The 24,925-nt window shown below is 63.8% G+C and carries 21 protein-coding genes and 2 riboswitches; of the genes, 4 read left to right on the forward strand and 17 right to left on the reverse strand.

Annotation, left to right across the window (positions count from 1 at the left end):
• The 4 genes from HV796_RS21650 to HV796_RS21665 all read right to left on the reverse strand — a co-directional run bounded on the left by HV796_RS21650 (position 1) and on the right by HV796_RS21665 (position 4,776).
• Positions 1 to 999, reverse strand: coding sequence for an alpha-ketoacid dehydrogenase subunit beta (locus tag HV796_RS21650; RefSeq protein ID WP_175228552.1), 999 nt, complete (start codon positions 997 to 999; stop codon positions 1 to 3).
• On the reverse strand, positions 980 to 2,044 hold the full coding sequence (locus tag HV796_RS21655) for a thiamine pyrophosphate-dependent dehydrogenase E1 component subunit alpha (protein ID WP_175228553.1): 1,065 nt from the start codon (positions 2,042 to 2,044) through the stop codon (positions 980 to 982). The genes HV796_RS21650 and HV796_RS21655 overlap by 20 nt, the downstream gene beginning before the upstream one ends.
• A 28-nt stretch (positions 2,045 to 2,072) precedes the next feature.
• Positions 2,073 to 3,404 (reverse strand): NAD(P)H-dependent oxidoreductase, encoded by a 1,332-nt coding sequence (locus HV796_RS21660; RefSeq protein ID WP_175228554.1) that lies wholly within the window; start codon positions 3,402 to 3,404, stop codon positions 2,073 to 2,075.
• A gap of 382 nt (positions 3,405 to 3,786) precedes the next feature.
• Complete coding sequence (locus HV796_RS21665) at positions 3,787 to 4,776, reverse strand: sugar-binding transcriptional regulator (RefSeq protein ID WP_217477973.1); 990 nt, start codon at positions 4,774 to 4,776, stop codon at positions 3,787 to 3,789.
• 155 nt (positions 4,777 to 4,931) lie between these two features.
• Here HV796_RS21665 and HV796_RS21670 point away from each other — a divergent pair, with 155 nt between their 5' ends.
• Both HV796_RS21670 and HV796_RS21675 read left to right on the forward strand, forming a co-directional pair.
• Positions 4,932 to 5,810 (forward strand): hypothetical protein, encoded by an 879-nt coding sequence (locus HV796_RS21670; protein ID WP_175228555.1) that lies wholly within the window; start codon positions 4,932 to 4,934, stop codon positions 5,808 to 5,810.
• A 63-nt stretch (positions 5,811 to 5,873) separates the two neighbouring features.
• Positions 5,874 to 6,542, forward strand: coding sequence for a hypothetical protein (locus HV796_RS21675; protein ID WP_175228556.1), 669 nt, complete (start codon positions 5,874 to 5,876; stop codon positions 6,540 to 6,542).
• A 54-nt stretch (positions 6,543 to 6,596) separates the two neighbouring features.
• Here the strand turns inward: HV796_RS21675 and HV796_RS21680 are convergent, their stop codons facing one another.
• The 7 genes from HV796_RS21680 to HV796_RS21710 form a co-directional block, all read right to left on the reverse strand.
• Positions 6,597 to 8,990 carry a xanthine dehydrogenase family protein molybdopterin-binding subunit gene (locus tag HV796_RS21680; RefSeq protein WP_175228557.1) on the reverse strand — a complete coding sequence of 798 codons (2,394 nt, stop codon included), beginning with the start codon at positions 8,988 to 8,990 and terminating at the stop codon, positions 6,597 to 6,599.
• Positions 8,987 to 9,475: a (2Fe-2S)-binding protein gene (locus HV796_RS21685; RefSeq protein WP_175228558.1), complete on the reverse strand. Its 489-nt coding sequence runs from the start codon at positions 9,473 to 9,475 to the stop codon at positions 8,987 to 8,989. The genes HV796_RS21680 and HV796_RS21685 overlap by 4 nt, the downstream gene beginning before the upstream one ends.
• Positions 9,472 to 10,884, reverse strand: a complete 1,413-nt coding sequence (locus HV796_RS21690; protein ID WP_175228559.1) for a cytochrome c — start codon at positions 10,882 to 10,884, stop codon at positions 9,472 to 9,474. The genes HV796_RS21685 and HV796_RS21690 overlap by 4 nt, the downstream gene beginning before the upstream one ends.
• 143 nt (positions 10,885 to 11,027) lie before the next feature.
• Positions 11,028 to 14,174, reverse strand: a complete 3,147-nt coding sequence (locus tag HV796_RS21695) for an autotransporter family protein (RefSeq protein ID WP_175228560.1) — start codon at positions 14,172 to 14,174, stop codon at positions 11,028 to 11,030.
• A gap of 315 nt (positions 14,175 to 14,489) precedes the next feature.
• Positions 14,490 to 14,906: a universal stress protein gene (locus HV796_RS21700; protein ID WP_175228561.1), complete on the reverse strand. Its 417-nt coding sequence runs from the start codon at positions 14,904 to 14,906 to the stop codon at positions 14,490 to 14,492.
• A gap of 12 nt (positions 14,907 to 14,918) precedes the next feature.
• Positions 14,919 to 16,130 (reverse strand): cation:proton antiporter, encoded by a 1,212-nt coding sequence (locus HV796_RS21705; RefSeq protein ID WP_175228562.1) that lies wholly within the window; start codon positions 16,128 to 16,130, stop codon positions 14,919 to 14,921.
• Positions 16,131 to 16,349: 219 nt separating this feature from the next.
• Positions 16,350 to 16,410: riboswitch (Fluoride riboswitch) on the reverse strand.
• A gap of 68 nt (positions 16,411 to 16,478) precedes the next feature.
• Complete coding sequence (locus HV796_RS21710) at positions 16,479 to 16,802, reverse strand: DUF190 domain-containing protein (protein WP_175228563.1); 324 nt, start codon at positions 16,800 to 16,802, stop codon at positions 16,479 to 16,481.
• Between the two features lie 447 nt (positions 16,803 to 17,249).
• Positions 17,250 to 17,318, forward strand: a riboswitch (Fluoride riboswitch).
• 22 nt (positions 17,319 to 17,340) lie between these two features.
• On the opposite strand from HV796_RS21710, the gene HV796_RS21715 reads away from it, so the two are divergent.
• Positions 17,341 to 18,930: a MutS-related protein gene (locus HV796_RS21715; RefSeq protein ID WP_175228564.1), complete on the forward strand. Its 1,590-nt coding sequence runs from the start codon at positions 17,341 to 17,343 to the stop codon at positions 18,928 to 18,930.
• A gap of 107 nt (positions 18,931 to 19,037) precedes the next feature.
• On the forward strand, positions 19,038 to 20,456 hold the full coding sequence (locus tag HV796_RS21720) for a MutS-related protein (RefSeq protein WP_217477974.1): 1,419 nt from the start codon (positions 19,038 to 19,040) through the stop codon (positions 20,454 to 20,456).
• A gap of 127 nt (positions 20,457 to 20,583) precedes the next feature.
• Here HV796_RS21720 and HV796_RS21725 read toward each other — a convergent pair whose 3' ends face one another.
• The 6 genes from HV796_RS21725 to HV796_RS21750 all read right to left on the reverse strand — a co-directional run bounded on the left by HV796_RS21725 (position 20,584) and on the right by HV796_RS21750 (position 24,833).
• A complete protein-coding gene (locus HV796_RS21725) occupies positions 20,584 to 21,768 on the reverse strand; it encodes an FUSC family protein (RefSeq protein ID WP_175228566.1) in 1,185 nt (394 codons plus the stop codon).
• 146 nt (positions 21,769 to 21,914) lie between these two features.
• Positions 21,915 to 22,322, reverse strand: coding sequence for a hypothetical protein (locus HV796_RS21730; RefSeq protein ID WP_246355974.1), 408 nt, complete (start codon positions 22,320 to 22,322; stop codon positions 21,915 to 21,917).
• The gene (locus HV796_RS21735; RefSeq protein ID WP_175228567.1) at positions 22,319 to 22,972 is read right to left on the reverse strand and encodes a GNAT family N-acetyltransferase; all 654 of its coding nucleotides are present in this window, start codon (positions 22,970 to 22,972) and stop codon (positions 22,319 to 22,321) included. The genes HV796_RS21730 and HV796_RS21735 overlap by 4 nt, the downstream gene beginning before the upstream one ends.
• Positions 22,973 to 23,081: 109 nt before the next feature.
• On the reverse strand, positions 23,082 to 23,966 hold the full coding sequence (locus HV796_RS21740; protein ID WP_175228568.1) for a 4-hydroxy-tetrahydrodipicolinate synthase family protein: 885 nt from the start codon (positions 23,964 to 23,966) through the stop codon (positions 23,082 to 23,084).
• On the reverse strand, positions 23,966 to 24,307 hold the full coding sequence (locus HV796_RS21745; protein ID WP_175228569.1) for a hypothetical protein: 342 nt from the start codon (positions 24,305 to 24,307) through the stop codon (positions 23,966 to 23,968). The genes HV796_RS21740 and HV796_RS21745 overlap by 1 nt, the downstream gene beginning before the upstream one ends.
• Before the next feature lie 148 nt (positions 24,308 to 24,455).
• Positions 24,456 to 24,833, reverse strand: a complete 378-nt coding sequence (locus tag HV796_RS21750) for a DUF6697 family protein (RefSeq protein WP_175228570.1) — start codon at positions 24,831 to 24,833, stop codon at positions 24,456 to 24,458.
• Positions 24,834 to 24,925: the final 92 nt, after the last annotated feature.

A 24,925-nucleotide genomic window follows, 5' to 3' on the forward strand; every position in this document is an offset into this window, starting at 1 on the left:
TCAATGTCTCCCGCCGACGCTGCGGCGCGCGGCCGCGACAATATCGTCGACCTGCGGCACCGCGGCCTTTTCGAGCTCCGGGTTATAGGGCAGCGGACAATCGGCGCCGCCCAGGCGTATCACCGGCGCGTCGAGATAATCGAACGCATCGCTCTCGCAGACGATCGATGCGATCTCCGCGCCGATGCCGAGTTGCTGCACACCCTCATACACGCAGATCAGCCGTGATGTCTTCTTCACGCTGTCGATAATCGCGTCGCGATCGATCGGCCGCACGCTGCGCAGGTCGATCACTTCGGCGTCGATGCCTTCTTCTTCGAGCAACGCGGCCGCTTCGAGCGAACGGATCGCCATGATCGACGTCGCGACAAGCGTCACGTCGCGCCCCGCTCGCCGCAATGCCGCCTTGCCGATCGGCTCGGTGTAATAGCCCTCGGGCACCGGCCCTTTGCTCTTGTAAAGCAGCTTATGCTCGAAGATCATCACCGGGTCCGGGTCGTCGAGCGCGGCAAGCAGCAGCCCTTTCGCGTCGTGCGGCGTGCTCGGCTGGATCACCTTGAGCCCCGGCACATGCGCGAACCACGCTTCGAGGCTCTGGCTGTGCTGCGCGGCCGCGCCGGTCCCGGAGCCCGCCGGAAAACGCATCACGAGCGGCACCGATACCTCGCCGCCCAGCATGAAGCGCAGCTTCGCGGCCTGGTTGACGATCTGCTCCATCGCGAGCGTCGCGAAATCGGAGAACTGGAACTCGTAAATCGGCCGTGAGCCGGTTAGCGCCGCGCCGACTGCGATGCCCGCGCCGCCCAGCTCGGAGATCGGCGTGTCCATCACGCGCTCCGCGCCGAAGCGTTGATAGAGATCGCCGGTCACCTGAAACGCGCCACCGTACACGCCGATGTCTTCGCCCATCACGAACACGCGCTCATCGCGCGCGAGCGCAATCGCAATGCCTTCCTGGATCGCCTGCGCATAGGTCAGCTCACGCACGATCGCGTTCATCGCAGGCTCCAGCGGGGGTTGGCCATTGAGATCCGGTCTGCGTGTAGACATAGCGCGTCAGGTCCGCGCGCGACGGCGCGGCGCTGCTTTGCGCAAACGCGAGACCTGCTTCGATCTGCGCGTCGACGCTCGCGCGAATCGCCTGCGCTTGTGCCGCATCGAGCAGGCCATAACGCATCAGGTCCTGTTCGAAGCGCACGATCGGATCGCGCGCGCTCCACGCATCGATTTCTTCGCGTGTCCGATAGCGGTTGCGATCGCTTTTCGAGTGCCCGCGCAGCCGGTACGTTTCGCACTCGACGAGGCTGGGCCCCGAACCGCCGCGCGCCCGCGCGACCGCCTGCTCGCTCGCCTCGAGCACGTCGGCAAAACAGTTGCCGTCGACCGTGACGCCGGGCATGTCGTAGGCGGCCGCACGTTGTGCGATGTGCGGCACTGCGGTCGAGCGTTCGACCGACATCGACATCCCATACCGGTTGTTCTCGCAGACGAAGATCACCGGCAGTTTCCAGATCGATGCGAAGTTCAGCGACTCGTGGAACGCGCCCTCGTTGTTCGCGCCATCGCCGAAAAAGCACATTACGACCGCGTCCCGACGCTGCTTGCGGATCGACAGCGCCGCGCCGACCGCGATCGGCAAGCCGCCGCCGACGATGCCGTTCGCGCCGAGATTACCGCGCTGCACGTCGGCGATATGCATCGAACCGCCGCGGCCGCGGCAATAGCCGGTCTCCTTGCCGAAGAACTCCGCGAACATCCGCTTCGGGTCGGCGCCCTTGCCGATGCAATGGCCGTGACCGCGGTGCGTCGAGGTGATGTAGTCGGCGTCGGTCAGCGGCAGCGTCGCGGCGATCGCGCTCGCTTCCTGACCGATCGACAGATGCATCGTGCCGTGAATCAGGCCGCGCATATACGCCTGCTCGGCGCTTTCCTCGAAGCGGCGCACCAGGATCATCTTGCGCAACGCATCGCGCAATAACGCGGGATCGTGACGGCGATAGACGGCGGGCGCCGAGCCGGGTTCCGCAAGGGCAAGCGGTTGCATCGAGGTCTCCTTCGCGGGCTGTGCGGGTTCACGCGGGCACGGCTGCGGCGCCCAGCACCATTTCGTCCTGGCGGCGGCGCAGCGCGACGATTGCCGAGGCGCCGTCCACCGCGCAATTGCGGTACGTGAGCAGTTCGCCGCGCCGCACCGGCTGCGTGACCGAGCCATGCTCGATCAGACCGCACGGCACCGCCTGCTGCGCGCGCGCATCGGCAACCGTCATCGCCCATGCGCGATACGTGTATTCGCCGATCGCATCGAGCCGCTCGCCCGGCCGCAGGTCCTTCTTCGCGACCGCGCACACTTCGACGACCGGCACCGGCAGCGGCTCCATATCGGCGCGCCCGTACAGCACCGAACGCGCGCAGGTGAGCGGCACTTCGAGACTGGTCAGGTGATACGGCCGATAGAACGTGTAATAAGGACCCTTGCCGAGTTTCAGGTCTTCCATGCGCTCACGCAGCCGCGGATGCGCAAGTTCCGCGACAACGAACACGCCGGGTGCGACACCCTTACCGATCGTGTAATCGACGACGCCTTTGCGTGACAGGATTCCGCCGTCCGTCTTGGGACATAGCACGGTGTGCAGCTCGTCGAGCGTCGCGCACGGGCCGTGCATGCCGGGCACGTCGGGCACCAGCCCGGTCGCGTTGCCGATCGCGGCCATTTCGACCGCGGTCTTCGAGCCGTCGACGAACTCGACGAGCATCCGCGGGTTCATATTGCGGCGCTGTGCTTCTTCGGTATACGCATCGGGCGTCGCGTCGATATTGAGCGGATTGTTCTTGCCCTTGCCCGCCGCGACCACCGGATAGCCGAGCGCGCTGACGAACTGGATCAGCTCGATGGTCGAGCTGGGCTCATCACCCGCGCCCAGCGAATACACAACGCCAAGACGCTGCGCCTCACCCCGCAGATACGCGCCGATCGTCACGTCCGCTTCGACGTTCATCATCACCAGATGCTTGCCGTGCTCCATCGCGGCAAGGCCGATCTGCGCACCGACCGCGGGCTTGCCGGTCGCGTCGATCACGACGTCGATCAGGCCGCTCATGCAGACAAGCTGCGCGTCCTGCGTGATTGCAATGTCGCCGGCTTCGATTGCCTGCGCGAGCGCACCCGGGGTTTCGACCCGCCGATAGCCCGTATCCGCGCCATTCGCGACCCGCACCGCCGCGCAGGCGGCATCGACACGCAGATCGGCGATCGCGCCGATCGCAAGGCCGTGCATCTGGCGCACCTGGGTGACGATGTCCGTTCCCATTTCGCCGCTGCCGATCAGCCCGATCCGGATCGGACGGCCGCTTGCGGCGCGTTGTTCGAGGTCGGCGGCAAGGCCGCTGGGCGTGATGTTGTGCATGAACATGTCTCCGATGAGTCGATCGATCGGTCCTGCGAAACACGGGGTGCGAAATACGACTGTCCTCGACGCCTGCCTCGACGCCTGCCTCGGCACTTTTGTATTTTATGTTATCAGTTTGTTCACGAAAGGGACAAGGCCGTCCATGCGGAAAATGACGTGACGCTGGTCGGGACTAACCCCTGGATGCGGACGAGAGCGCGCGCATTGATCCCGCGTACGGCGGCCACGCGCGGTCGCGATGTCGTGCAAAAAAGATCAGAAACGGAGCGTGAATCAGCGGAGGAAGGACGCAGCGGCATGGGCCCCGGCGGCAGCGGCGGCGACATGCTGGAAAGCGGATCGCTCCGCCTTGAGTGTTGGTGTTGGTGTTGGCGTTGTCCTAAGCGCCGCCGGACAGCTTCAGCACGTCTTTCGCGGTGTATTCGTCGGTGATCAGCACCGTCGGCTTGAGCAGCTTCAGCGCGCCGGCCAGTGCATGAACCTTGCTTGCGCCGCCGGCCGCCAGCACCCGCACCGGTACTTTTTTGATGATCTCGAGCGGCACCGACATCACGCGCTGGTTGATCGGGTGGTCAACGAGCTTGCCGTTCGCGTCGAAGAAATTGAACAGCATGTCGCCGACCGCGCCCGCCTTCACGACCGACGCGCGGTCCGCATTCGTGATGAACTTCGATTGATGCGAGGTCTGGTCCGCACCGGTCCCCGCGGCGCCGAGCAGTACCGCGTCGAGCGATTTCGCGAGTTCGAAAATATCCGCGAGACCGCAGCGTTCGATCAGCGTCTGGCGCGTCGCCGCGCTATCGACGAGCAGCGGCGCGGTCATCAGATAGCAATCCGCCTGAAACAGCGTCGCGAGCCGCCATGCAAATTCGGCCGGATTGAACTTGCGCGCCTTGATAATGCCGCCAAGCAGCGACACGATCGACAGCCGGTCGACCGCGCGCTCCTCGATAAACCCGAGCGCGCTGACCAGTGTACGACCCCAACCCACACCGATGCGCATGTCCGCGCGCACCAGCGACGATACGTAGGCGCCGGTCGCCGCCGCGATCGGCAAGGTCGCATCGGCGCCGCGCGCGGACAGCGGCACGACGATCGCCTCGTTGATATTGAAGCGGCTCTCGAGCAGACGCTCCGCCTCGACGCACTCAGCGAGGCGATCGCCGATCGTGATCTTCACCTCGTTGCGTTCACGCGCGGCGGCGAGCAGGCGGACCACCGTCACGCGTCCGACCCCAAGCTTCTGCGCGATTTCGTTCTGCGTCATTTCCTCGACGTAGTACATCCATGCGGCGCGCAAACGCAAACGCCGGCTCGGATTCTGCTCGTCGGTTTCAACGCTGGCAGCGGAAGTATTCGCCTTCGGCAAGCTCGGCTCCTATCATTAAAAAGTCGGCATCGACGCTGAACAGTTGTGCTATCTTAACTTCAAATGTTTCACGTTTGAGGCTTCTTCACCGCGATCGCATTACCCGGCTTTCGTCAGCTCGGCGGATTCATCCGGGTCAGACCATCGAGACAGCCATGGAGACGAAATCGCTGCTGCCGCAGCAACTCTCCCGAGACATCAGCCAGCTTGGCATCGCGCTGAAAGACTGCGCGAGGCAGTTGCGCTATGCGGCTCGCAACGTGCCGGGCCCGCTGCGCGGCGCAGGGTCCGGCGCGTCGCACGCTGCGCATCCGGCGCCCGCGCGGCTCGCGTTGCCACTGCCCTCGCTCTCTCCGCTGTCGCTCGAATCGGTCGCGCATCTCGCCGACGATCTGCTCGAAAGCGCCGAATCGTTTGCCGGCCACGCGGTGCCGCCGCTGCAGGACCATTGGAAGTCGCCGGTGCCGCTTGCGTCGCTCACCACGTATCTCGGCGCATCCAGCGGCGATACGAAAGCGCAGCGCAAATTCTCGATGTCCTACTACGCAGCCGCCAAGCGGATGATCATGCAATGCGGCGCAACCGACGTGCTGATCTTCGAACATCGCGTCAGCCACGCGCTCGATCATGCGCGCGCCGCGCTGGCGAGCGCCCGCGAACCTTCGATCCAGTCTTCGTTCGCGGGCGGCACGACTGCGGTGAGCGCACTCGCGCGGCCGTGCGCGCAGCTTGCGGCGTCGCTGATCGACCTGCAACCCGTCCGCAGCACGCGCTTCGATACGCTGCCCGACGTCAGCGCACCATGGTGGCTCGTCACCGAGCCGAACACGTACGTGTTCCTGATGCTGACGGTCGCGTCGCTATGCAAGGAAACCTGTCCGAACGGCATCGTCACCGAGCCTGACGCGGTGCTGCGCTTTTTCGCCGATGTGATCGGCGCGCGCGAAACGGCATTGCGGACCGCATTGAAAGAGCATGACCGGGTCAGTGCGCTCGCTGCGGAAATCGGCCATATCGTTTCGCATCTGTACTGATTACCGACTCACTCATTCGCTGATCGCTGGACGCGGGCCCGCCTGCCCGCAAAGGAGCCGCGCATGTTTCAGGCGCCGCGCAACAGCCACGTGCAGCCGCCACGCGCGTGGGAGCACGTGCAGAAATTGACGTTATGCCGCCAGTTGCTGCAGCAATGCTGCGACGAGTATGGCGCGCGTCACGGTATCCGCCTCGAGATCGACAGCCGCCAGTTCACGGCGGCCTTCTTTGCATGGATCGATGCGGTCGCCCATAACGACGACTATCGTCAACGCAACCCGCGTGACTTTTTCCAGTTCGCGTATGGCGTGCTGCTGCGCGATCTGCTGCACGAAAAGGCCGTACGGATCGTGCAAAACCCGGTCGAAGACCCGCTCGAAAACCCGCCGGGGAATCCGGTCACGCATGCGGCCGGGCATCGGGCCGCGCAGCCGCCGTCGCCGGACGATCTCGCACACTGGTGGCCGGCCGGCTACATGCTCACGTACTTCTGCATCGGCATGTTGAAGCGCACCGTGCGCGAAGAATGCGGACTGTCGCTGGAACCGGCGGATGCGCTGTCGCAACCGGCGGTATGGCAGTCGTTTCGCGAGAACATCGTCGAGGAGCCGGGGCTCGCGATCGCGTACTTCGACAAGTTCATGGGCATCGAACCGAACTGGCGTGAACCCGGGTTCGTCGCGAACCGGCCCGGCTCCGCACGGCCGTTGAAAAGCGTACGGCCGGTGTAAGCCATCCTTCGTGCGGCGCGCGCGGCCAATGCGCGCGCTGCTAACCCACCACGTTCAGGCCAACGCCGCTTTCAGGCGTTCTCCCGCCAGCGGCATATCGCGTATCCGCGCCCCGGTTGCATCGGCGATCGCATTGGCGAGCACCGCGGCAGCCGGTCCCTGTGCCGCTTCGCCGACACCGAGAAACGGCAGCCCCGGCCGGTCGATCAGATGCACGTCGACGCGTTTGGGCACCGACGAAAAGCGCATGATCGGATACGCGCTCCAGTCGAAGCTCGTGATGCGTCGCGTGTCGAACGTGGTCGCTTCGTAGAGCGTCCAGCTGCTCGTCTGCAGAATGCCGCCTTCGACCTGATTGCGCACGCCGTCCGGATTCACGATCTGCCCGCAGTCGACGGCCGCGACCGCGCGTTCGATATCGACGCGGCCGGTATCGTGGTCGACGGTGATCTCGATCGCAATCGCGCAATACGCCATCAGATTCTTGTACTTCGCAAACGCGAAACCGACGCCGCGCGATTGGCCGCCCACGCCCGCACGTGCCGCCGCCGCGCGCGGCACACGCTTTTGCCAGCCAAAGCGCTGCGCGGCGAGCTGGATCACATCGCGTGCGCGCGGATCGTCGAGATGCTTGAGACGGAACTCGACCGGATCGGCCTGCGCGGCAAGCGCGAGCTCATCCATCAGGCTCTCGATCGCGAAGATGTTCATATGTGCGCCCAGCGAGCGCATCGCCGACACGCGAATCGGCATGTCTGGAATGAAATGGTGCTGCACATGCATGTTCGGCACGCGATACAGCGGAATGCTGTTGCGATCTCCGCCGCCTTCGGGCATCGGAATCGGCTTGGGCGGCGCCGGTGTAAACGGTTGCGCGAGCAACTGCGCCGACAACAGGCGGCCTGCGTTTTCGATCCGGTTATTGTGCGTGTTGCTCCATAGCTCATAGCGCCAGTCGACGATCGTGCCGTTCGCATCGAGCGAGACGGTGGCATGCGTCGTCATCGCCGGGCCGAACGGCTCCCAGGTGTGTTCCTGCTCGCGCATAAGCTGCACGCGTATCGTGCGGCCGGGCAACGCACGCGCGATCAGCGCGGCATCGCCGGCGACGTCGTCCGCGCCATTGTGACCGTAGCAGCCGGAGCCTTCGACGTGAATGCAGCGCACCTGGTCCTTCCGCAAGGACAGCATCTCCGCGATCCCCGCGCGCAACGGAAAGACGCCTTGCGTATGCGACCACACGGTCAGCGAGCCATGGTCGAAACGCGCCAGTGCGCACGACGGGCCAATCGACCCGTGCGTCATATACGGCTTGCTGTAGCGCACCTCGAGCGTGCGCGCAGCGGGCGCGGCATCGCCGGTCTGATCGGCGACCTTGATTTCTTGCGCGGGCAGCTTCATCAGCGTTTCGTGGATCGTCGCCGGATCCGGCAGCGGTGGACCCGCGTGCCATTGCGCGGCAGCCATCAGCTCGCGCATCGCGACGATCGCGCGCCATTCGTCGTCGGCGACCACCGCCAGATAGCTGCCGTCGCGCACGACCTTCAATACGCCCGGCAATCGCTCGATGCGCGCGCCGTCGACCGACGCGAGCGTCGCGCCATACGCGGGCGGGCGCACGACGCGTGCGTGCACCATGCCAGGCAGCCGCATATCCTGGATATAGCTCTCGCCGCCGGTCACCTTGCCCGGAATGTCCACGCGCTGCAGCGTGCGGCCCACGACGCGAAACTGCGCGGGCGGCTTCAGCGGTACGCCAGGCTGCGCGGCGCGGTGCAGGTTGGTGCCGCGTACCGCGTCGCCGTACGACAGACGGCGGCCGTCCGCTGCGACGATCTCGCCGCCTTGCGTGGTGAGCGTCGCCGCATCGACATGCAGTTGCGCGGCGGCGCTTTGCAGCAGCAGCGCGCGCACCTGCGCGGCGGCATTGAAAATCGCCGTGCCGCTATCGGCGACCGAATGGCTGCCGGCCGTGTAACCTTCGTTCGGCGTTTCGCCGGTGTCGGCGGTGATCAGCGTGACGGCGTGCGGCTCGATATCGAGCTGTTCGGCCGCGAGTTGCAGAAACGCGGTGCGAATGCCGGTGCCGAGTTCCGCCTTGCCGGTGCATACCGTCACTTTGCCCGCGGGGTCGATGCGAATCCATGCGTCGAGTTCCGGCGTCGTCTTCAGGCTGCCTGGCAGTTGCGGGGCGGTCGCGGTGAAGGTCCCCGCTTCGGTCGTGGTCGTGTTCTGCGCAAAGGCGTCGCGCGGCCGCGGCAGCAGCGTGAAGCTGACGACTAGCGCGCCCGCCGTCAGGAAGCGGCGACGGCCGGCATCGGGCACCGTGTCACGCGGCGCGTCCTGCGAGCGGCGCAGCGCAACCGGCGCCGCATCGGGTGTCGCGTCCGGCCTCGCATCCGGCCTCGCATCCGGTATCTTTACGCGGTCCAATCCGCCGTCGTTCATGATTGCACTCCCGCAGCCGCGCGCTGCGCGCTCGCATCGGATGCCGCTTGCCGGATCGCCGCGACAATCCGCATATGCGTGCCGCAGCGGCACAGATTCGGCTGCAGATGCTGGCGAATCTGTTCGTCGGTCGGTGCGCTCACGCGCTCGAGCAAGGCCTGCGCGCGCATGACCATCCCGGCGATGCAGTAGCCGCACTGCGCGGCCTGCTGCTCGATAAACGCGCGCTGCAGCGGCCCCGGATGCTCGAGACTGCCGAGCCCCTCGATCGTGCGCACCGCGCGCTCGCCGCACGCGGCGACCGGCAGCAGGCACGAGAACACCGGCTCATCACCGACGATCACCGTGCAAGCACCGCACTGTCCCAGACCGCAGCCGAACTTCGCGCCATTCAGTTGCAACTGGTTGCGCAGCACATAGAGCAGCGGCGTCGACGGATCGACATCGACGGTATGGCGCACCTGATTGACGGTCAGCGTAATCATGGTTCTGCGGTCTCCTTTCGAATGCGCGCGACGACCGCGGCGTCGAGCCCCGGCCACGGCCCATGCGCGCTAAAGCGCGCACGCGTGTAGTTCGCGAGATCGGCGATCTGCGCGTCGGTGAAGGTTTGCGCGAACGGCGGCATGAAATGCGCGGCAGCGCTGCCGTGCCAGTCGATGCCGCCCAGCATCATGCGCACCGCGTTGCGCGGACTGTCCGCGTTCACCGCGGTGCCCTGCGCGAGCGACGGACGGTCACCGTGCGTCGACATCGGCGCGACGATGCTGTGGCACGAAGCGCAGGCGGCATTGAACAGCGTCGCGCCGGTCGCAAGCGCCGCGGGTGGCGCGAGTTGATCGAGATCGGCGGGCTGCGGGTTGGTCGATATGGCCGTCGATGTTGCTGCTGAAGTTGCCATCGAAGCGTTGACCGTCGGTGTGGACGCAGGCGTTTGCAGCGACATCAGGTATGTCGCGATTGCGTCGACATCGTCTGGCGGCGCCTTCGCAAGCGACTGCGTGACCGGCAGCATCGGTCCGGCCGCCGCGCCGTGCTCGCTGGCGAAACCAGTGCGCAGATAGGCGACGAGTTGCGCGTGCGTCCACGGCGTCGGCGCCTGCGACAGCTTGGTCAATGCGGGCGCGTCCCAACCTTCGAGCGTGCCGCCGGCGAACGGGGCATCGCGCTTTTCCGCGCCGAGCGTGTTGAGCGGCGTGTGGCATGCACCACAATGCGCGACGCCGTCCACCAGGTAGCGGCCCAGTTGCCATTGCACCGCATAGGCGCTGTCGGCGCTCGCCGCGCCGCCGGCAGCGGCGGCGGCATCGCCAAGCGCGGCCGATGCGGCGCTTGGCGCCATTGCCGGCGCCGCCACGGCCCGCCCGGGCCCACGCGTCAGATACAGCATGTTCCAGCCCGCGATTAGCGGCCGGAAATTCAACGGGAACACCAGGCGGTTCGGCGGCGCCGTCGCGTGCACCGGCGCGCGCGACATCATGAATGCGTACAGGTCTGCGATGTCCCCGTTGGTCATCCGCGTGAAATGCGGATACGGGAATGCCGGATACAACAGGTGCCCGTCGCGCGAGACACCGTCGCGCATCGCGCGCCTGAACGCATCGAGCGACCAGTCGCCAATACCGGTTTGCATGTCCGGCGTGACGTTGGTGCTGTAGATCGTGCCGAACGGCGTCTCGAGCGGGCGGCCGCCCGCGTAGGGCTTGCCGTGCGCGGCAGTATGGCAGACGATGCAGTCGCCGAGTGCGGCAACGCGCGCGCCGCGTTTAATCTGGATCGCATCGGCGGACTGCGACGGCGGCGCGCTCACGGGATCGATGACGGGCTCCCATGCCTGCGACAATCCGGCGGCGGCCGCAAGCACGACCGCAACGAAGACGACCTTCCCTTTCATCTGGCCTCCAGCAGCGGCCTCGTGACCGACCAGGGCACACTCTTTCAGCGAGCCTCCGTCGCGACGCCACCGCATGCGTAGTTGACCCGTATGATGCGTCCACTGAACAAAAGTTGCTCGACATACATTCAGGTCAAACCCGCTTACCAGCTATAGCGATATCCCACCTGGCCGAAAATCTGCCGACGATACTCGCCGCCGATGTTATGCGCATAGCTGACGTTCGCGTACAGCATCGACGCGTTGCCCATCGTCGCCGATACGCCGAGGCCGAGCTCGTACCACGTCTTTGACAGATGATCGTCGAACGGCGTCGCGCCAACGGTGGTCGTGCCCGGCGACAGGAAGTCGTGCAGGATATTCGCGGAGAAGTACGGCGTCGCGCTGCCCGTCTTCGCATCGTTCGACAGGTTCGCGTCGAACACCCGGAAGCCGATGCGGCCGCGCAGCGCGTTGGTCGTGTTGGACGAGACATCGGACACACTATCGGAAAAGCCGTTCAGATGCAGGTACTGATAGAGCAGTTGCGCCTGAGGCTCGATTGCAATCGGCGTCGACCCGATCGCGAACGGCTTGCCGACTTCGCCCGATGCACCGGCGCCGAATCCGTTCTGCGTGGCGCCGTCGCCGAACACGTCGCCGTATTTGTTGCGGTAGTGCGTGAACTGGCCGACGCCGTCGAAGTAGGTGCCATCCGCCAGATACTTCGTCCAGTAGCCACCGATCGATTGCGCCTGCGTTTCGACTGAACCCGTGTTGTTCGTCAGGCTCGGATTGATGCTGCGCGCGCTGTCTTCGAAGGTCGCCGACGACGAACCGAACGAAACCGTCACGCCCGCATGCGTGCTGCCGCCCTGCGCGCCGCGCGCGAGTGTCCAGTCCTTGCCGAACTGCGCGAAGAAGGTGCGCTCGTCAGCCGAGAAACGCCCGGAGCTGTTCGCATCGACATTGTCGCCGCCGATTCGCGCCCAGATACCGTTACGCTGATTCTGATTCACCGGCGTGCGGTTCTCGACGTTCGCGATATCGCCAACACGGTCCTGCAGCTGACCCAGCAGGGTAAAGCCGTAGTCGGCATTCAAAAGCGGCGTCATCGAATAGCCGACCACGCCGGGACGATACGCAACCGGCGCGTTCGACGCAGCCGCGCCACCCGGCGCTGCTTCGGCGAAGTCCGTCGCCACGCCTTGCGCCTGCGCGGTGGCGGCGGCATTAGCGGCGGTATCGCCATCTTCGAGTGTCGTGCGCAAATACCAGTTGTTCGCGCCTGCTGCTCCGCCCTTGTACAGCAGATATTGATACGCGCCGCTTTGCACCGGCGCCGACAGCCTGAAGCTATTGGCCGCCGACGTGCCGTTCACCTGCACCAGCTCGATGCCGTCGCCGTTCGTCTGCACGCCGTTGCGCGTGACCGCGACGTGCACATTGGTCGTGCCGCCCGCATTACCGCCAATCACAAGATGCGACGCAATCCCGCCGGCGTTGACCTGCTCGTTCATCAGCAACAGCCCGTTCGTGCCGGTGTAGTTACCGTCGATCGTGAACGTGCCCGGCCCCATGCCAGCGAAACCCGGCAGCGCGGCGGCCACGACGATCCTGCCTGCGTTGTTCACCGAGCCGAGCGCGGTGCCGTACCCGCCCAGCGTCGCGCCAGCCGAGACCTCGGTGAGACCGCTGCCGATCGTCGCGCCGCGATGCGCGGCATCGCCCACCGCGAGCGTGCCACCCGCGTCGATCGTCGTCGTGCCCGTATAGCTGCTGACACCGTTCAGCGTCACGTTACCCGCGCCGATCTCGACGGTTGCGAAGTTGCTGATCGCGCCGTCGTAGGCGAACGCCTGACCCGCGCCCGGCGCGATCGTCAGCGAGCTGGTGCCGGCGCCGCCGGAGATGTCGCCCTGAATCGACGCCGAGCCGCCGAGAATCTGCAGGCTGCTGTTGCCGCTGCCGAGATCGACCGCCTTGCCGCTCTGGTCCGCGATGATCGCGCCATAATCGATCACCGTCGCATCGTTCGCGCCGGTGAACACCGCCGCGGCCGTCGGGCCGCCGCCTTCGAGCACGCCGCCGACGAGGTTCTCGATGGTCACGGTGAAGTTGTTGCGGGCACCGGTCACCGCAATCGCCGAGTCCGTTTGCCCGCGAATCAGGCCGCTGTTGACGACCGTCGTATTGGCGAAAATGCCTTCGGTCGGAATCGCGTCGCCCGTGTCGGGGTCTTTGTCGAGGCCGGCGAGGGTGATGCCGCGGCCGATGCCGCCGTTCACGTTGTCGCCCTCGATGCGCCCCGAGTTGACGATCGTGCCGCCGCCCACCGTCACGCCTTCGCTGGCGTCGTTGAACGCCCGGGTCGACACGATCGTGCCGGTATTCGTCAGGTTGACGAGACCGTCGACGTCGACACCGTCACCATCGCCGTCGATACCGTTGCCGATGATCGTCCCATGGTTGACGATCGTCACGACTTCGTTCGCGTTGAACCCATCGATATTGATCCCCGAGCCGTCGTTACCCTGGATCAGCCCGCCGAGATTGTTCGTGACGTTCAGCGTGAACGTGTCGGTTGCGGTCGCGGCGCCGCCGGTGATGCCGTGCCGTGCGCCGATGATCGAACCGGTGCCCGCCTGGGTCGCGGTGCCGGTCGTTGCATTGACAACGGTCACGCCGCTGTTGGCCTGCAGATCGACGCCATCCGAACTGTCACCAAGGGTGGCCGCATTGTTCGTCGACTTGATCACGCCGTCGTTGAACACGAAACCGTTCACGCCGGGACGCACCGCATCGGCTTCGGTGGCGAGAATCTGTCCGCTGGCGAAATTGTGCAGCACATTGCTGCCGGTTGTGATCGCGTTGAAGTCGATCGCTTGCGAACCGCCCGCCGACGCATTGTTCGAGTTCAGCGTGCCGTAATTGTTGAAGACGATATTACTGTCCGACTTGTTCATCTGAATCACGTCGGAGTCGTTCGTGAAGATCGTCGCGCCTGCGTTGTTGGTGACCGTAAGCGTCAGGCCACCGGTGTTGTCGCGAATCGCACGGCCGGTGTCGGCGTCGATCGTGCCGTTGTTGACGATCGTCGCGTTGCCGGTCACGGCAATCGCGGTCGTGCCGCCCGACACATCGAGCGCACCGCCTGCTTCAACAGTACCCGTAAGGCTGTTGCCGAGGGTTTGTCCTGCCGTTTGTGTTTGTCCGCCTTGCACATCGAAAGCCGCGGGCGGCGATGCCGCCCATGCCTGGCTTTGCTCGAATAACGCGAAGACACCCAGAACCACGATGGTTTTTTTCATTTTTGCTTTTAATGGCACAGAGAAAGACGGCGAATTGAAAGTCGGCTGAATTGAAATCGCCCGCCATTCTTGGGTGACTCGATGACAGTTCAGTTACAGCAGCGCGCGTGACCGCGTGTGCCGGCCCATCTGTCGGTTACGTTTTATTACGCCGGCATAACGCGGCACGCGGCAGACGGTTGATACGCAGGCAAAGAGAAAGGTTTGCGCGAATCAACATGGTATTGCGTGACGGCGAACGCAGCCCCTGTTGTTCCGATGCGCGCCCGCGGATCGAGCGCCTGTGTACTCATTCAGAGTGGACGTCAAATTCGTTCAACGCACGACCATCACCGGACAGTGTGCATACGCGATGACGAGCCGCGACACCGAGCCCAGCAGCCAGCGATGAAAAACGCCACGCCCACGATGGCCCGTGACAATCAGATCGGCCCTCAGTTCTTCCGCGCCAAGGACGATCTGTTCCGCAGGGTGCCCGACGCGCACGTTGAAATGGGCAACGACGCCCGCTGCGCCAACCCGTTCTCGCAGTTCGGAGAAATGCTTCTCGAAGAACGCTTCAGCCTGTTCGAGCAACGCTTCGGTTTCGATATCTTCAGCGATTTCAGGCGGCCGTTCGACCGATAGAACATGCAGATTCGCCCCGTATTGATGGGCCAGGTCCAGGGCGTAATCGAAAGCCTTGTCGGCCGCGTTCGAACCATCGTAAGCAATCAGGATTGTGTGGAACATGATGCCGTCCTTTCAGTCCGGTTCGTCGACGGCGACTTCCGGCCTCACGCGCTTTCCCTGTCGCACCGACGATTCGCGCGGCACCAGATGCCACGGAAGGAAGAACGCATTGGCGATGAGCGTCGGCACGACGGCGCTACCGATGACGGTGGCAATGAGATAAGAGTACTGAGTCTGCGTGATGATGCCGTGCGACAGTCCGAACAGCGCCGAGATGCTGCCGAAGGTCAGGCCCGTCGACATGAGCAGCGTCGTGTACATCGACTCGGGGTGCGGGGATCGGTAGAACTTCGTGACGGGGAAGACGCCGCAAAACTTCGTCACCATCTTCGCAACCAGCAGGATGACGAAAGGCAATGGGAGCGCGACAAGCGCCGGCACGGACACGAACGAGCCGGCGCGGATGAAGTAAAACGGCGTGAGCAGCCCGAAGGTCAGCGTGCGCAAGCGCCGGATCAGCACGTGATCCTTGCCGACGGTTCCCGCCAATACCATCCCGACCACATACGCGGGCAACACCGCTTCGCTGCCGGCCCACGTTGCGAGCGCACCAAGACCGAACAGCACCAGCAGCAGGTATTTGGCCTCCAGCTCGGACGGGCGGTTGCCGTACCGCGCAAAGAAGCGCGGGGTGAGCCATGGAAGCACGGCAAAGGCAACCAGCGCCACGCCGAAGAAAATCAGGGTTCTGAGGGTGAACGGGGAGAAGATGAAACCGAGAGCAAGAACGGTACCCAGATCATTGACGAAGCACGCCGCCAGCACCGTTTTGCCATACCCGGTTTTGTTTAGCCCGAACTCCAGCATGACTGCGTACACGACTGCAACCGATGTCGTGGAAAGGGCGACGCCGGCGAGCCAGCTCGAAGGGCCGCTCCAGTCGAGTACATAGCGGGCCACGGCCGCGCAACCAAGAAACGGCGCGAGGAACCCGATCAACCCCACAGCCGACGCCTGTTTCCATTGCGTGCGGAACACGACCGGATCGAGTTCGGCCCCCGCGAGGAAGGTCAATACGATCGCGCCCGTGCCGGCCAGAAACTGTATCCAGGATGCGTTCGTACCCAAGGCCGCGCCTCCCACAAGCGCGCCGATGGCGAGTTGCGCGACCGTGCCCACCACGATCTCGGACAAGGCGGTCGCAACGCGAAACCAGATCGATAGAAGCGTTGCAGTCAGCGCCAGGCCCAGCCACAGCGCCGCAAGCATCCAGACATCTTTCATGTCCGCCTCCCGCCCGCAGGAAGCCGATCATTCTCCGCGCATCGCCACGGCGCAACCGCGCGCGTCAGCGGCAGGACGACGACAATGGTCGATCGATGGGGGAAAGGCAAAAGAGGGGATATGGCCGTCATATGCACTCCGCGATACCCGCATATTGGGCCAGCGGAAGCGCACCGCGCTTGCCGATGGCCTGCTCACTCCGCGCCTATGAACGGGCGGAAACTCGCAGGCATCATCAGCCCTGAGGCGGTTGAAGGAGAATGCCATCTCCCTGCTACGTGAATGGCAGTATAGGGCGAATTCGTGCCAGTGCAAACGCGCACCGGCGCGGTCTCAGGCATATGCGGATTACGTTCTCTGTTCGCCTAGCACCCCGTACTCGACCGGAATCTTCACATAGAAGAGATGCACGCCCTCCGCGCGTAGCCGTTCGAAGAGCCGATCCGCTTCTTCGGCGCTCACCGCCATGACGACCGACAGAGGTTGATCCGCCAGTTCGAAGAATCGCGCCGAATGGATGCGATGGTGATGCCCGATGCCCTCGGCTCCGGCAATCAACGTCGCGCCGCACAGCCCCATTTCGCGTGCGAGACGGACCAGCCAGTCGCCAACGGGCTTGCCGTGGTGACGACGATCCTGCTGGGTGAAAAAGGTGATCTGATAACCGTCCATGAGCGTGCTCCTCAGCGGGCATTCCGCCAGTGCCATGACGCGACGCCCGCCAGCGTCATCAGCAGCTATCCGACCACGTGTGACCCCGATCGCGCCCGCTATCCGACCTTGTTGCAGCAACCTGACAGCTTCGGCGGGGAGCGTCGAAAAGGATAACAGGACGCCTCAGTATTCCAGATCATCGGCACTTGTCCTGGTGGCTTGCTGCGCCGTCCCGGCGGGCACCGCAATTCCTGCGCAGCCGGTGCCGTGCGTTGCGTTCAGGAGTCCACAGGCATCATCATCCGCAAACATGCGGCGCTTGTCTGTGCGATGCGATCTCCCTGATAAAAATAATAGGCGAAGTCGCGCTTGCGTTGCGAAACAGGCGGCAAATCTGACGGCCGACGCGGATCAGGCCCAACAGAAGCCTCGCACGCTTGCCGAACCTGCTTTGCCTTCGTATAGTGTCTGTCAGGAGATGGCATTCCTCCCGCTCGACGAACCGCCGCAACGGCTGATGATGCCTATGCAACCCGACTGGTTGTAGAGGTGTCTGATGGGCGAACGACCTGCTCCTGCATCGGTGTTGACGACACCGGAACCCCCGACGGGATGTTTCGACAGCATCCTGTATCCCGCCTCCCACCCTGCCTCGCCGCAACCCGCGGACGACGTCGCCGGTTTCTTCAGCGACCTCCTTCTCGACCAGATCGTGGAGGCCGTCACGGCCAGTTGGCAGGAGTACGGTCTGACGCCGATCTTTCACGCGCCACTGCACAACACCGATGCAATCATCTACCGTCAGGAAATATTCAGGGATCTCGAAGACGAACACGTCATGCGGGCAGTCAAGGATTTTTCCCGCCAGATGCGAGTCATGCGCGAGCGGCTTGACCGTGCCGGGAAGCGTTCATACGTGCAAGAGCGGCAATGGTGGTTTCTGGCGGCTGTTGACGCCTATTGCGATGGTGTCGGGCGACTGTATCAGGATCTCGACGCACTGGCGCTGTGCTCCCGGGGTTTGCGTGCCTTGCACGGATACCTTGGGGCTTATGTTGCGTCAGCAAGGTTCCGACGCGTTGCAGAAGAAGTGATGACCGTGAAATCCGGTCTGGCGGGTGTCCGGTATTGCGTACTGGTCAAGGGCGACACGGTTACAGTCAGCGACTATCGCGGCGAGCCTGACTACACCGCCCAGATCGAGGTCACGTTCGAGAAATTCCGGCGTGGCGAAGCGGAGAACTATCAGGTCGTCTACCGCGACGCTGACGCGCTCAACCACGTGGAAGCAGCGATTCTCGAAAGGGTGGCGCGACTTCATCCCGACATCTTCGGCGCGCTCAGCGCCTTCCATGCACGACATCGCGACTTTTGTGATGAACGGGCTATACGGTTCGACCGCGAGGTCCAGTTCTATATCGCCTATCTCTCGCACATCGCCTTCTGCCGACACGCGGGGCTCAGGTTCTGTTACCCGAACGTCTCTGCGACATCCATGGCCATTGAGAGTCGTCAGAGTTTCGATCTCGCACTGGCGACGCGTTTTGTCGCGGAAAACGCCCCGGTTGTGTGCAACGATTTCTATCTCTCTGGGCCCGAACGCATGTTTGTGGTGTCCGGTCCGAACCAGGGCGGCAAAACCACGTTCGCGCGCACCTTCGGACAATTGCACTACCTGGCGAGTCTTGGCTGTCCAGTGCCGGGATCGCAAGCGCATCTGTTTCTGTACGACCGCATCTTCACGCAATTCGAACGGGAAGAAGCCATCGCGAACCTGCGGGGCAAACTGCAAGACGATCTGGTTCGAATCCGGCACATACTCGACAATGCGACACCCGCCAGCATCGTCATTCTCAATGAGATTTTTTCTTCAACGACGGTTAGCGACGCGCTCTTCCTCAGCACGAAGGTGATGACCCAACTTTGCGGGCTCGGCGCGCTCGGGGTATGTGTCACCTTCCTGACCGAACTGGCTTCGCTGTCCGGGAGAACCGTCAGCATGGTCGGCAGCGTTGATCCGGATGATCCGACCGTGCGAACCTACAAACTGGAGCGGCGGCCAGCTGACGACCTCGCTTATGCGCTGGCGATCGCGCGGAAATATCGCTTGACCTACGACTGCGTGAAGGAACGCATCAAGCCATGAAAGCTCTGCTGATGCATCCTGATCGCGACTTCGATCCGGACCGCGAAATCGCCGCGCACGCCGACGACCTGGTTCAGGATCTGGCGCTTGACACGTTGCTTGACAGCATGGCGGCAAACGACGGGTTCTTGCGAAAGATTGCGCATGCAGCGTTGCTCGCTGCATGCGACAACGACACGGACACCGTATGCTACCGGCAAGCGATCCTGAAGGACTGTCTTGAACATCGCGCCGTCGTGGAGGAACTCTACCGCTTCACGGTCGACACGCTGGAAGCAAAGCGAACCCACTATTACGGTGTTTTCGGTCACTATCCTCCCGCGATCCTGCACGGTGCAATCGAGGTCCTGGGGATGTTCGTCGAGCGGCTTCGCACGCTAAAGGCGACAGCCGATACCCACGCATCCGGGTTCCGCTCATCAGGCCTGGAAAGATTCTTTGAGATGGTGAAAACCGAACTCAGTGACGACTACCTTTGCAGTATCCAGCATCATCTGAAGGAAGCCCGGTTGAAATCGGGGGTATTGATCAGCGCCACCTTGGGGGAAGGGAACCGTGGCCATCGCCACGTGCTTCGGGAGCAGCTCGACAAAAGGCCACGTTGGGTCAGGCAACTGATGGACCCGAGATCGCACGCCTATCGTTTCCGGATTCCCGAACGCGACGAAGCCGGCGCGCGGGCGCTGTCCGAACTGGAGGGTCGGGGCATCAATCTCATCGCCAACGCGCTTGCGCAGTCAATGGACCACCTCAACGATTTTTTTGTCATGCTGCGCACCGAGCTGGCGTTTTACATCGCGTGTCTCAGACTGCATGACCGGCTCAAAACGCTGGACGTCCCCTTATGCTTCCCGGACTTATATACCGTCGGCACACGCCGCCTGGCCTTCGCCGGAATATCAGACGTGTGCCTTGCACTCGAAATGGAGCACACCGTGGTTGGCAACACGCTCAACCTCGACGACAAGGACGTCGCGATTATCACGGGCGCGAATCAGGGCGGAAAGTCCAGCTTCCTGAGAAGCGTCGGTGTCGCACAACTTATGATGCAAAGCGGCATGTTCGTGGCGGCCGAATCGTACGCTGGCGAGCACTGCAACGCTCTCTTCACCCACTACAGACGTGAAGAGGACGTCACGATGAACAGCGGCAAGCTGGACGAAGAGCTCAATCGCATGAGCCGACTGGTCGACGCAATGTCGCCGGGCTCACTGGTACTGTTCAACGAGTCATTTGCGTCGACGAACGAACGCGAAGGCTCTGAGATCGCGCGCCAGATTGTCTGCGCGTTGCATGAGAAACACATCAGGGTTTTCTTCGTGACGCACCTGTATGCATTTGCACATGACCTGTACGAAACAGCGACGGCACGGGTACTGTTTCTGCGGGCCGAGCGACGGGATGACGGCACGCGCACCTTCAGGGTCATGCCGGGCCAGCCACTGCAGACAAGCTATGGCAAGGATCTCTACGACCAGACATTCGCCGGTAGGGATGGCGCGTCCAAGGATGTGCCAGGTGCGTGAACCGGCGCCTCCGACCATTTGAGCGCGGCCTTCGTCCTGACGGCCAACCCGGCCTTCCGGCTATGACACGGTGCCATCGGGACACCCGCGTCTAATTCCCCCCGCAGTTGGCGTGGCATCGCCTCTTTTACTTTTGCTCGCGATTCGCCCTCAATGGAAAAATCAGCAGCGCCGCAGCCAGACCGAGCACTCCGCCGATCAGCGTCTCCCAAGCGCGCGCAAACAGATAGGAAACCGAGTGAACGCCGTTCGCGGCGAGCGTCACGATCAGGATGAATGCGAATGCGCCGCATGCGATGTCATAGCGATCGGGCAATCCCATCGCGTAGATGATCATCGCGAGCGCCGCGAGTGACCACACGACGAGCGGCGCATGCTCGGCGAGCGGCAGGCACGCGAGACCAAGCGGCACGCCGACCAGCGTGCCGATAATGCGCCGACGCACGCGCTGCGCGGTGCCGCTCGCGGAGCCGGCGACGACATACGTGCAAGCGGTGATCGCCCACACGGATTCCTCGAGCCCGATGAGCTGATTCAACGCGATCACCACGGCCGCGCCAACCGCCGCCTGCAGGCCCATCACGAACTCCGGCGGCCAGCGCCGCGCGAACCCGGCCGGCACCGCCGGAACCGGCGAAAGCGCCGCCAGCAGCGCAGGCCGCTCGGCCGGTCCGCTCAACAGGCGCGGCACAATCGACCCGAGCGCGGCGATCAGCACGGCTACGCCGATCGCTTGCAAATCGGCGGGGACGAGATTTGTGCCATATGCATAGAGTTGCCCGAGATAGATCTGCGAGCCAATGCCGCCGCCGAGTATGCCGAACCGTTTCAGGTAACCGACGCAGAACGCGCCGCTTACCAGCGTGATTTCCGGACCCACCCCGCCCACACCGGTCAGAAGCGGCAGCAGCGCGACGTAGGACGCCGCGCCGATGCCCGTCGCGATACACAATAGCGCGAGGTCCCGGCTCGACTCGGCGCGCGTGACACTCGCTTCGGACACGCTCGCCCAGAGCGCGAAGCTGGCGGCGAGCGTCGCGAGCAAGGCGCCCTCGTGCACGTCGCGCGTCACATCATTCAACGCACCGAGTGCGGCGGCAAGCCCATAGGCCGTGACGAGCCGCAGTCCTTTTACACGGCGATGCGCGCCGGGGTCGACCCGTTCGAGCCACGCAAGCGCCGCCTGCCACGGCCGCACGAAGAAATGCCGCACCCATGCGGGAACCGCAAAGCGGCCCGCGTCCGCATGCGTGGCCTGCGTATCCCCGGCCGGGCGCGGTCGCGTTGCATCGAGCTGCTCACGATCGTCCATGATGACGACACCGCCGGTAACCGACACAGTGTCTTTATAGACGCTTTGCACGTCATGCGGCAATGATCGGAAGCACCGCACCGGGCGGTGCGAGACATCGCAGGCTCCATCGAGCGCCGGCGGCTAGCGCGCCAGCGCTCGCCTGCTCAACGCCGAGGCGGCGGGCTGCCGGCCTGCACGGCAAACGCGGCCGGATTCAGTTCGATATGCAGAATCACGAGCCAGCGCTTCGGGCAATCCGCGGCGATCTGCAGCGCGCGCTCCTTGCCGTCCGTGATTTTCACAAAGCCCTGCTTGCGCGCGAAGGCGAACGCGCGGCGCGCATCGGCCTGCAGCCACAGCGTGAGCAAACCGCAGGTCATGCAGCTGAAAAGCCACACCGTCTGATGGGGCAGCGTGGTATCGATCTGCTGCGCAACGTACGTGAAAGCGCTGGTCAGCACCTGATTGACCGCAAAGGCAATTGCGATCACCTTGCACATGCCGCGCAGCATCATCAGCGGTCGCGAGTAAACCATCAGCGTCGCATTGCGGCCGGTTCCATTGGTGCTCATGCTGCACGCGGAAACGTCGGGCACGGCAGCTCGAGGCGCCGCGACCAGCTGGCGAGCGTACGCGCGGCCACCGGCGGCTTGCTGAGAATCGCGCTGTCATAGTCGCGATCGGGAAAGCGCATCACATCGACCATGCGAAATCCCTGGCTGCGATAGAAGTCGAGCAGATGCGTGGCCGGATACGGCGTATCGAGCGCGAGCTGCGCGTAGCCGCGCGTCGCGGCCCAGTGCTCGGCGAACGCGATCAGCGATTTGCCGATGCCGCGGCTTTGCCACGCCGGTTCGACACCGAACTGGCGCAGCGTCGCGACGTTCTCGACGCGATAGTGCTCGCAAAGCGACTCGGCGTCGCGCGCATACAGGGTCATCGTGCCGACCACCTCACCACCGCAGACCGCGACGAAACAATCACCCGAGCGCGCACGCTTGCGCGTGGCGGACGACGTCTGCCCGACGCACAGGCAGTTCAGTCCCATCATGCCGAGCTTCGCAAACGCGCGGTGCAGCATCGCGGTCAATTGCTCGTAGGAGTCGAGTGACGGATCGAAGCGCCGCAGGACGACGCTTCCCGGACCGCTGCCACGCTGCACGGTTGCGACGCGGGAAGGATTTCTATTCGAGTTTCCTGCCGCTGCGCGTTGTTTCTGCATTGATACCTCCAGACTTCGACCGATGCCCGAAGTCCCTGACTTCAGTGGTTCGTTGTTCGATTTGCCGTTGGCTTGCCACTTGCGCGACGGCTGGCGCGGCGGCTGTCCGCTAGTGCGTCGCGCCCAGCGTCTCCGCGCGCAAGTCCTGCAGCGCGTCGCGAGCCTGCGAAAGCCGCTCGACCAGTTGCGCCGACGCGCGCGTGATCGGCATGCGCGTTTCGTCAGTGAGCTGGTGATCGAACGCGAGCATGGCTTTGATCGCCGCTGGGTTCGGCGCCGCGAACAGCAGCCGCAGCAACGGCACGAGGTTCGCGAACAGATGCCGCGCGTCGTCTTCGTGGCCGCCGCGATGCAGTTCGTGCACTTCGACCAGCAGGTCCGCGCACACATGCGCGCTCGCGAGAATGCCGCCCGCGCCGCCGGCGTCGAGCGCCTCAACGAACGCGTCGTCGGTGCCGCACAGCACGTTGATCGGCAGATCGCGCAGCGTGCCGAAGTGGTCCTTCACGCATTCCTTGATCGCGACGATGTTGTCGAACTCAAGCAGCCGGTCGACCGTGTCCGGCGCAATCTTGACGCCGGTGCGATGCGGCACGTCGTACAGCACGATCGGGCGCTCGGTTGCGCATGCAACCTGCTCGAAATGCCATTGCACACCGGCCTGATCCGGGCACAGGTACGCGGGCGGCGACACCAGGTAGCCGGCGCAATTCCAGCGCTCGTAGCGCTGGATCTCGCGCACCACGTCGCGTGTGTCGAAGCCACCCGCGCCAACCAGCACCGGCAAACGGTCACCGACCACATCGAGCAGCGCCTGCAGCACGGAGATCCGCTCGCTTTCCGACAGTAATGCGGCTTCGCCGGTCGTACCGAGCGCGACGAAACCGCTGATCTCGGTATGCAGGTAGTAATCAGCGAGGCGTTGCAAGCCTTCGACATCGACGTCGCCATTGCGGAACGGGGTGACAATCGGCAGCCAGATACCGGAGTACATCAGTGCGCCTCTTTTGACGGGCTGGTCCGCTTGAGCGACCCGATCAGCGCATGCGGCACGGATCCGATCAGCGTATGCAAGGTGAAATCGAGGTCTTCGGGTGCGATCGAGAACAGTACGCGCACACCGTCACGGACGAGTTCCGTGCTGACGACGTAGACGCCCAGAGGCGAGTGCAGCAGCGATTTGAGTTGCGAGCGCGCTTCGTCTTCCGAATCTCGAAGCAGGGTGACCGGCAGGAATGCGCGCGACAGCGGGAAGGGGATGACGTTGTTGCGTTGTAGGGGCCGTGCAGAGGAACGTACGGAATCGGGGACTTCAGACGGTTGAGAGAGAGCCATGATTGGCGGTTAATCCCGCGGTGGTTGATCAAGACAGTTACGAGATTAGTCCTGCGGGTATAAATGCGGTGCAAAAAAGCGGCAGTCGCGCGAAAAAATACCGTGACGGGCACGACTGCCGGCAACGCAAGCGCTTTGCAAGCGCCTCTTAGCACCGTTTCAACTTGATGACACGCGAAATCTGACCTACCGTGAAGCTGCTGTTACGCGCATACGGTTCACACTCGAGCGGCGCCGTCAACGACTGTTCGGGCGCGTACTGGCCGACGTAGCGGAAACGGTCGGTTTCCGCGCGGATAAAGACCGGTATCGCGCCGGTCTGCTTCGCGAGTGTTCGGCCCGCCGCACGTGCAGCCGCGCCGCTGTTGCACAGGACCACGTCAGGCGCCTGCGGGTTCAGGTCCATACGCAGACATGCGGCAACCACCTTGCCGCGCTTGGTCGGCAAAAAGGCCTGCTTGCTTCCGCCGCACACCGTGTGAATATATTCGCGAGAATATTCCTTGCCGACTTCGAATTCGTCCATAAATGCCTCCAGAAAACCGCCGGAAGCGATCCAGCTTCAGCGGGAGGCCAAGACAATAGCGAACTCCGCCTAAAACACCTGTAAATTCGATG

The sequence above is a fragment of the Paraburkholderia humisilvae genome, from assembly GCF_902859855.1.
Lineage (GTDB): Bacteria > Pseudomonadota > Gammaproteobacteria > Burkholderiales > Burkholderiaceae > Paraburkholderia > Paraburkholderia humisilvae.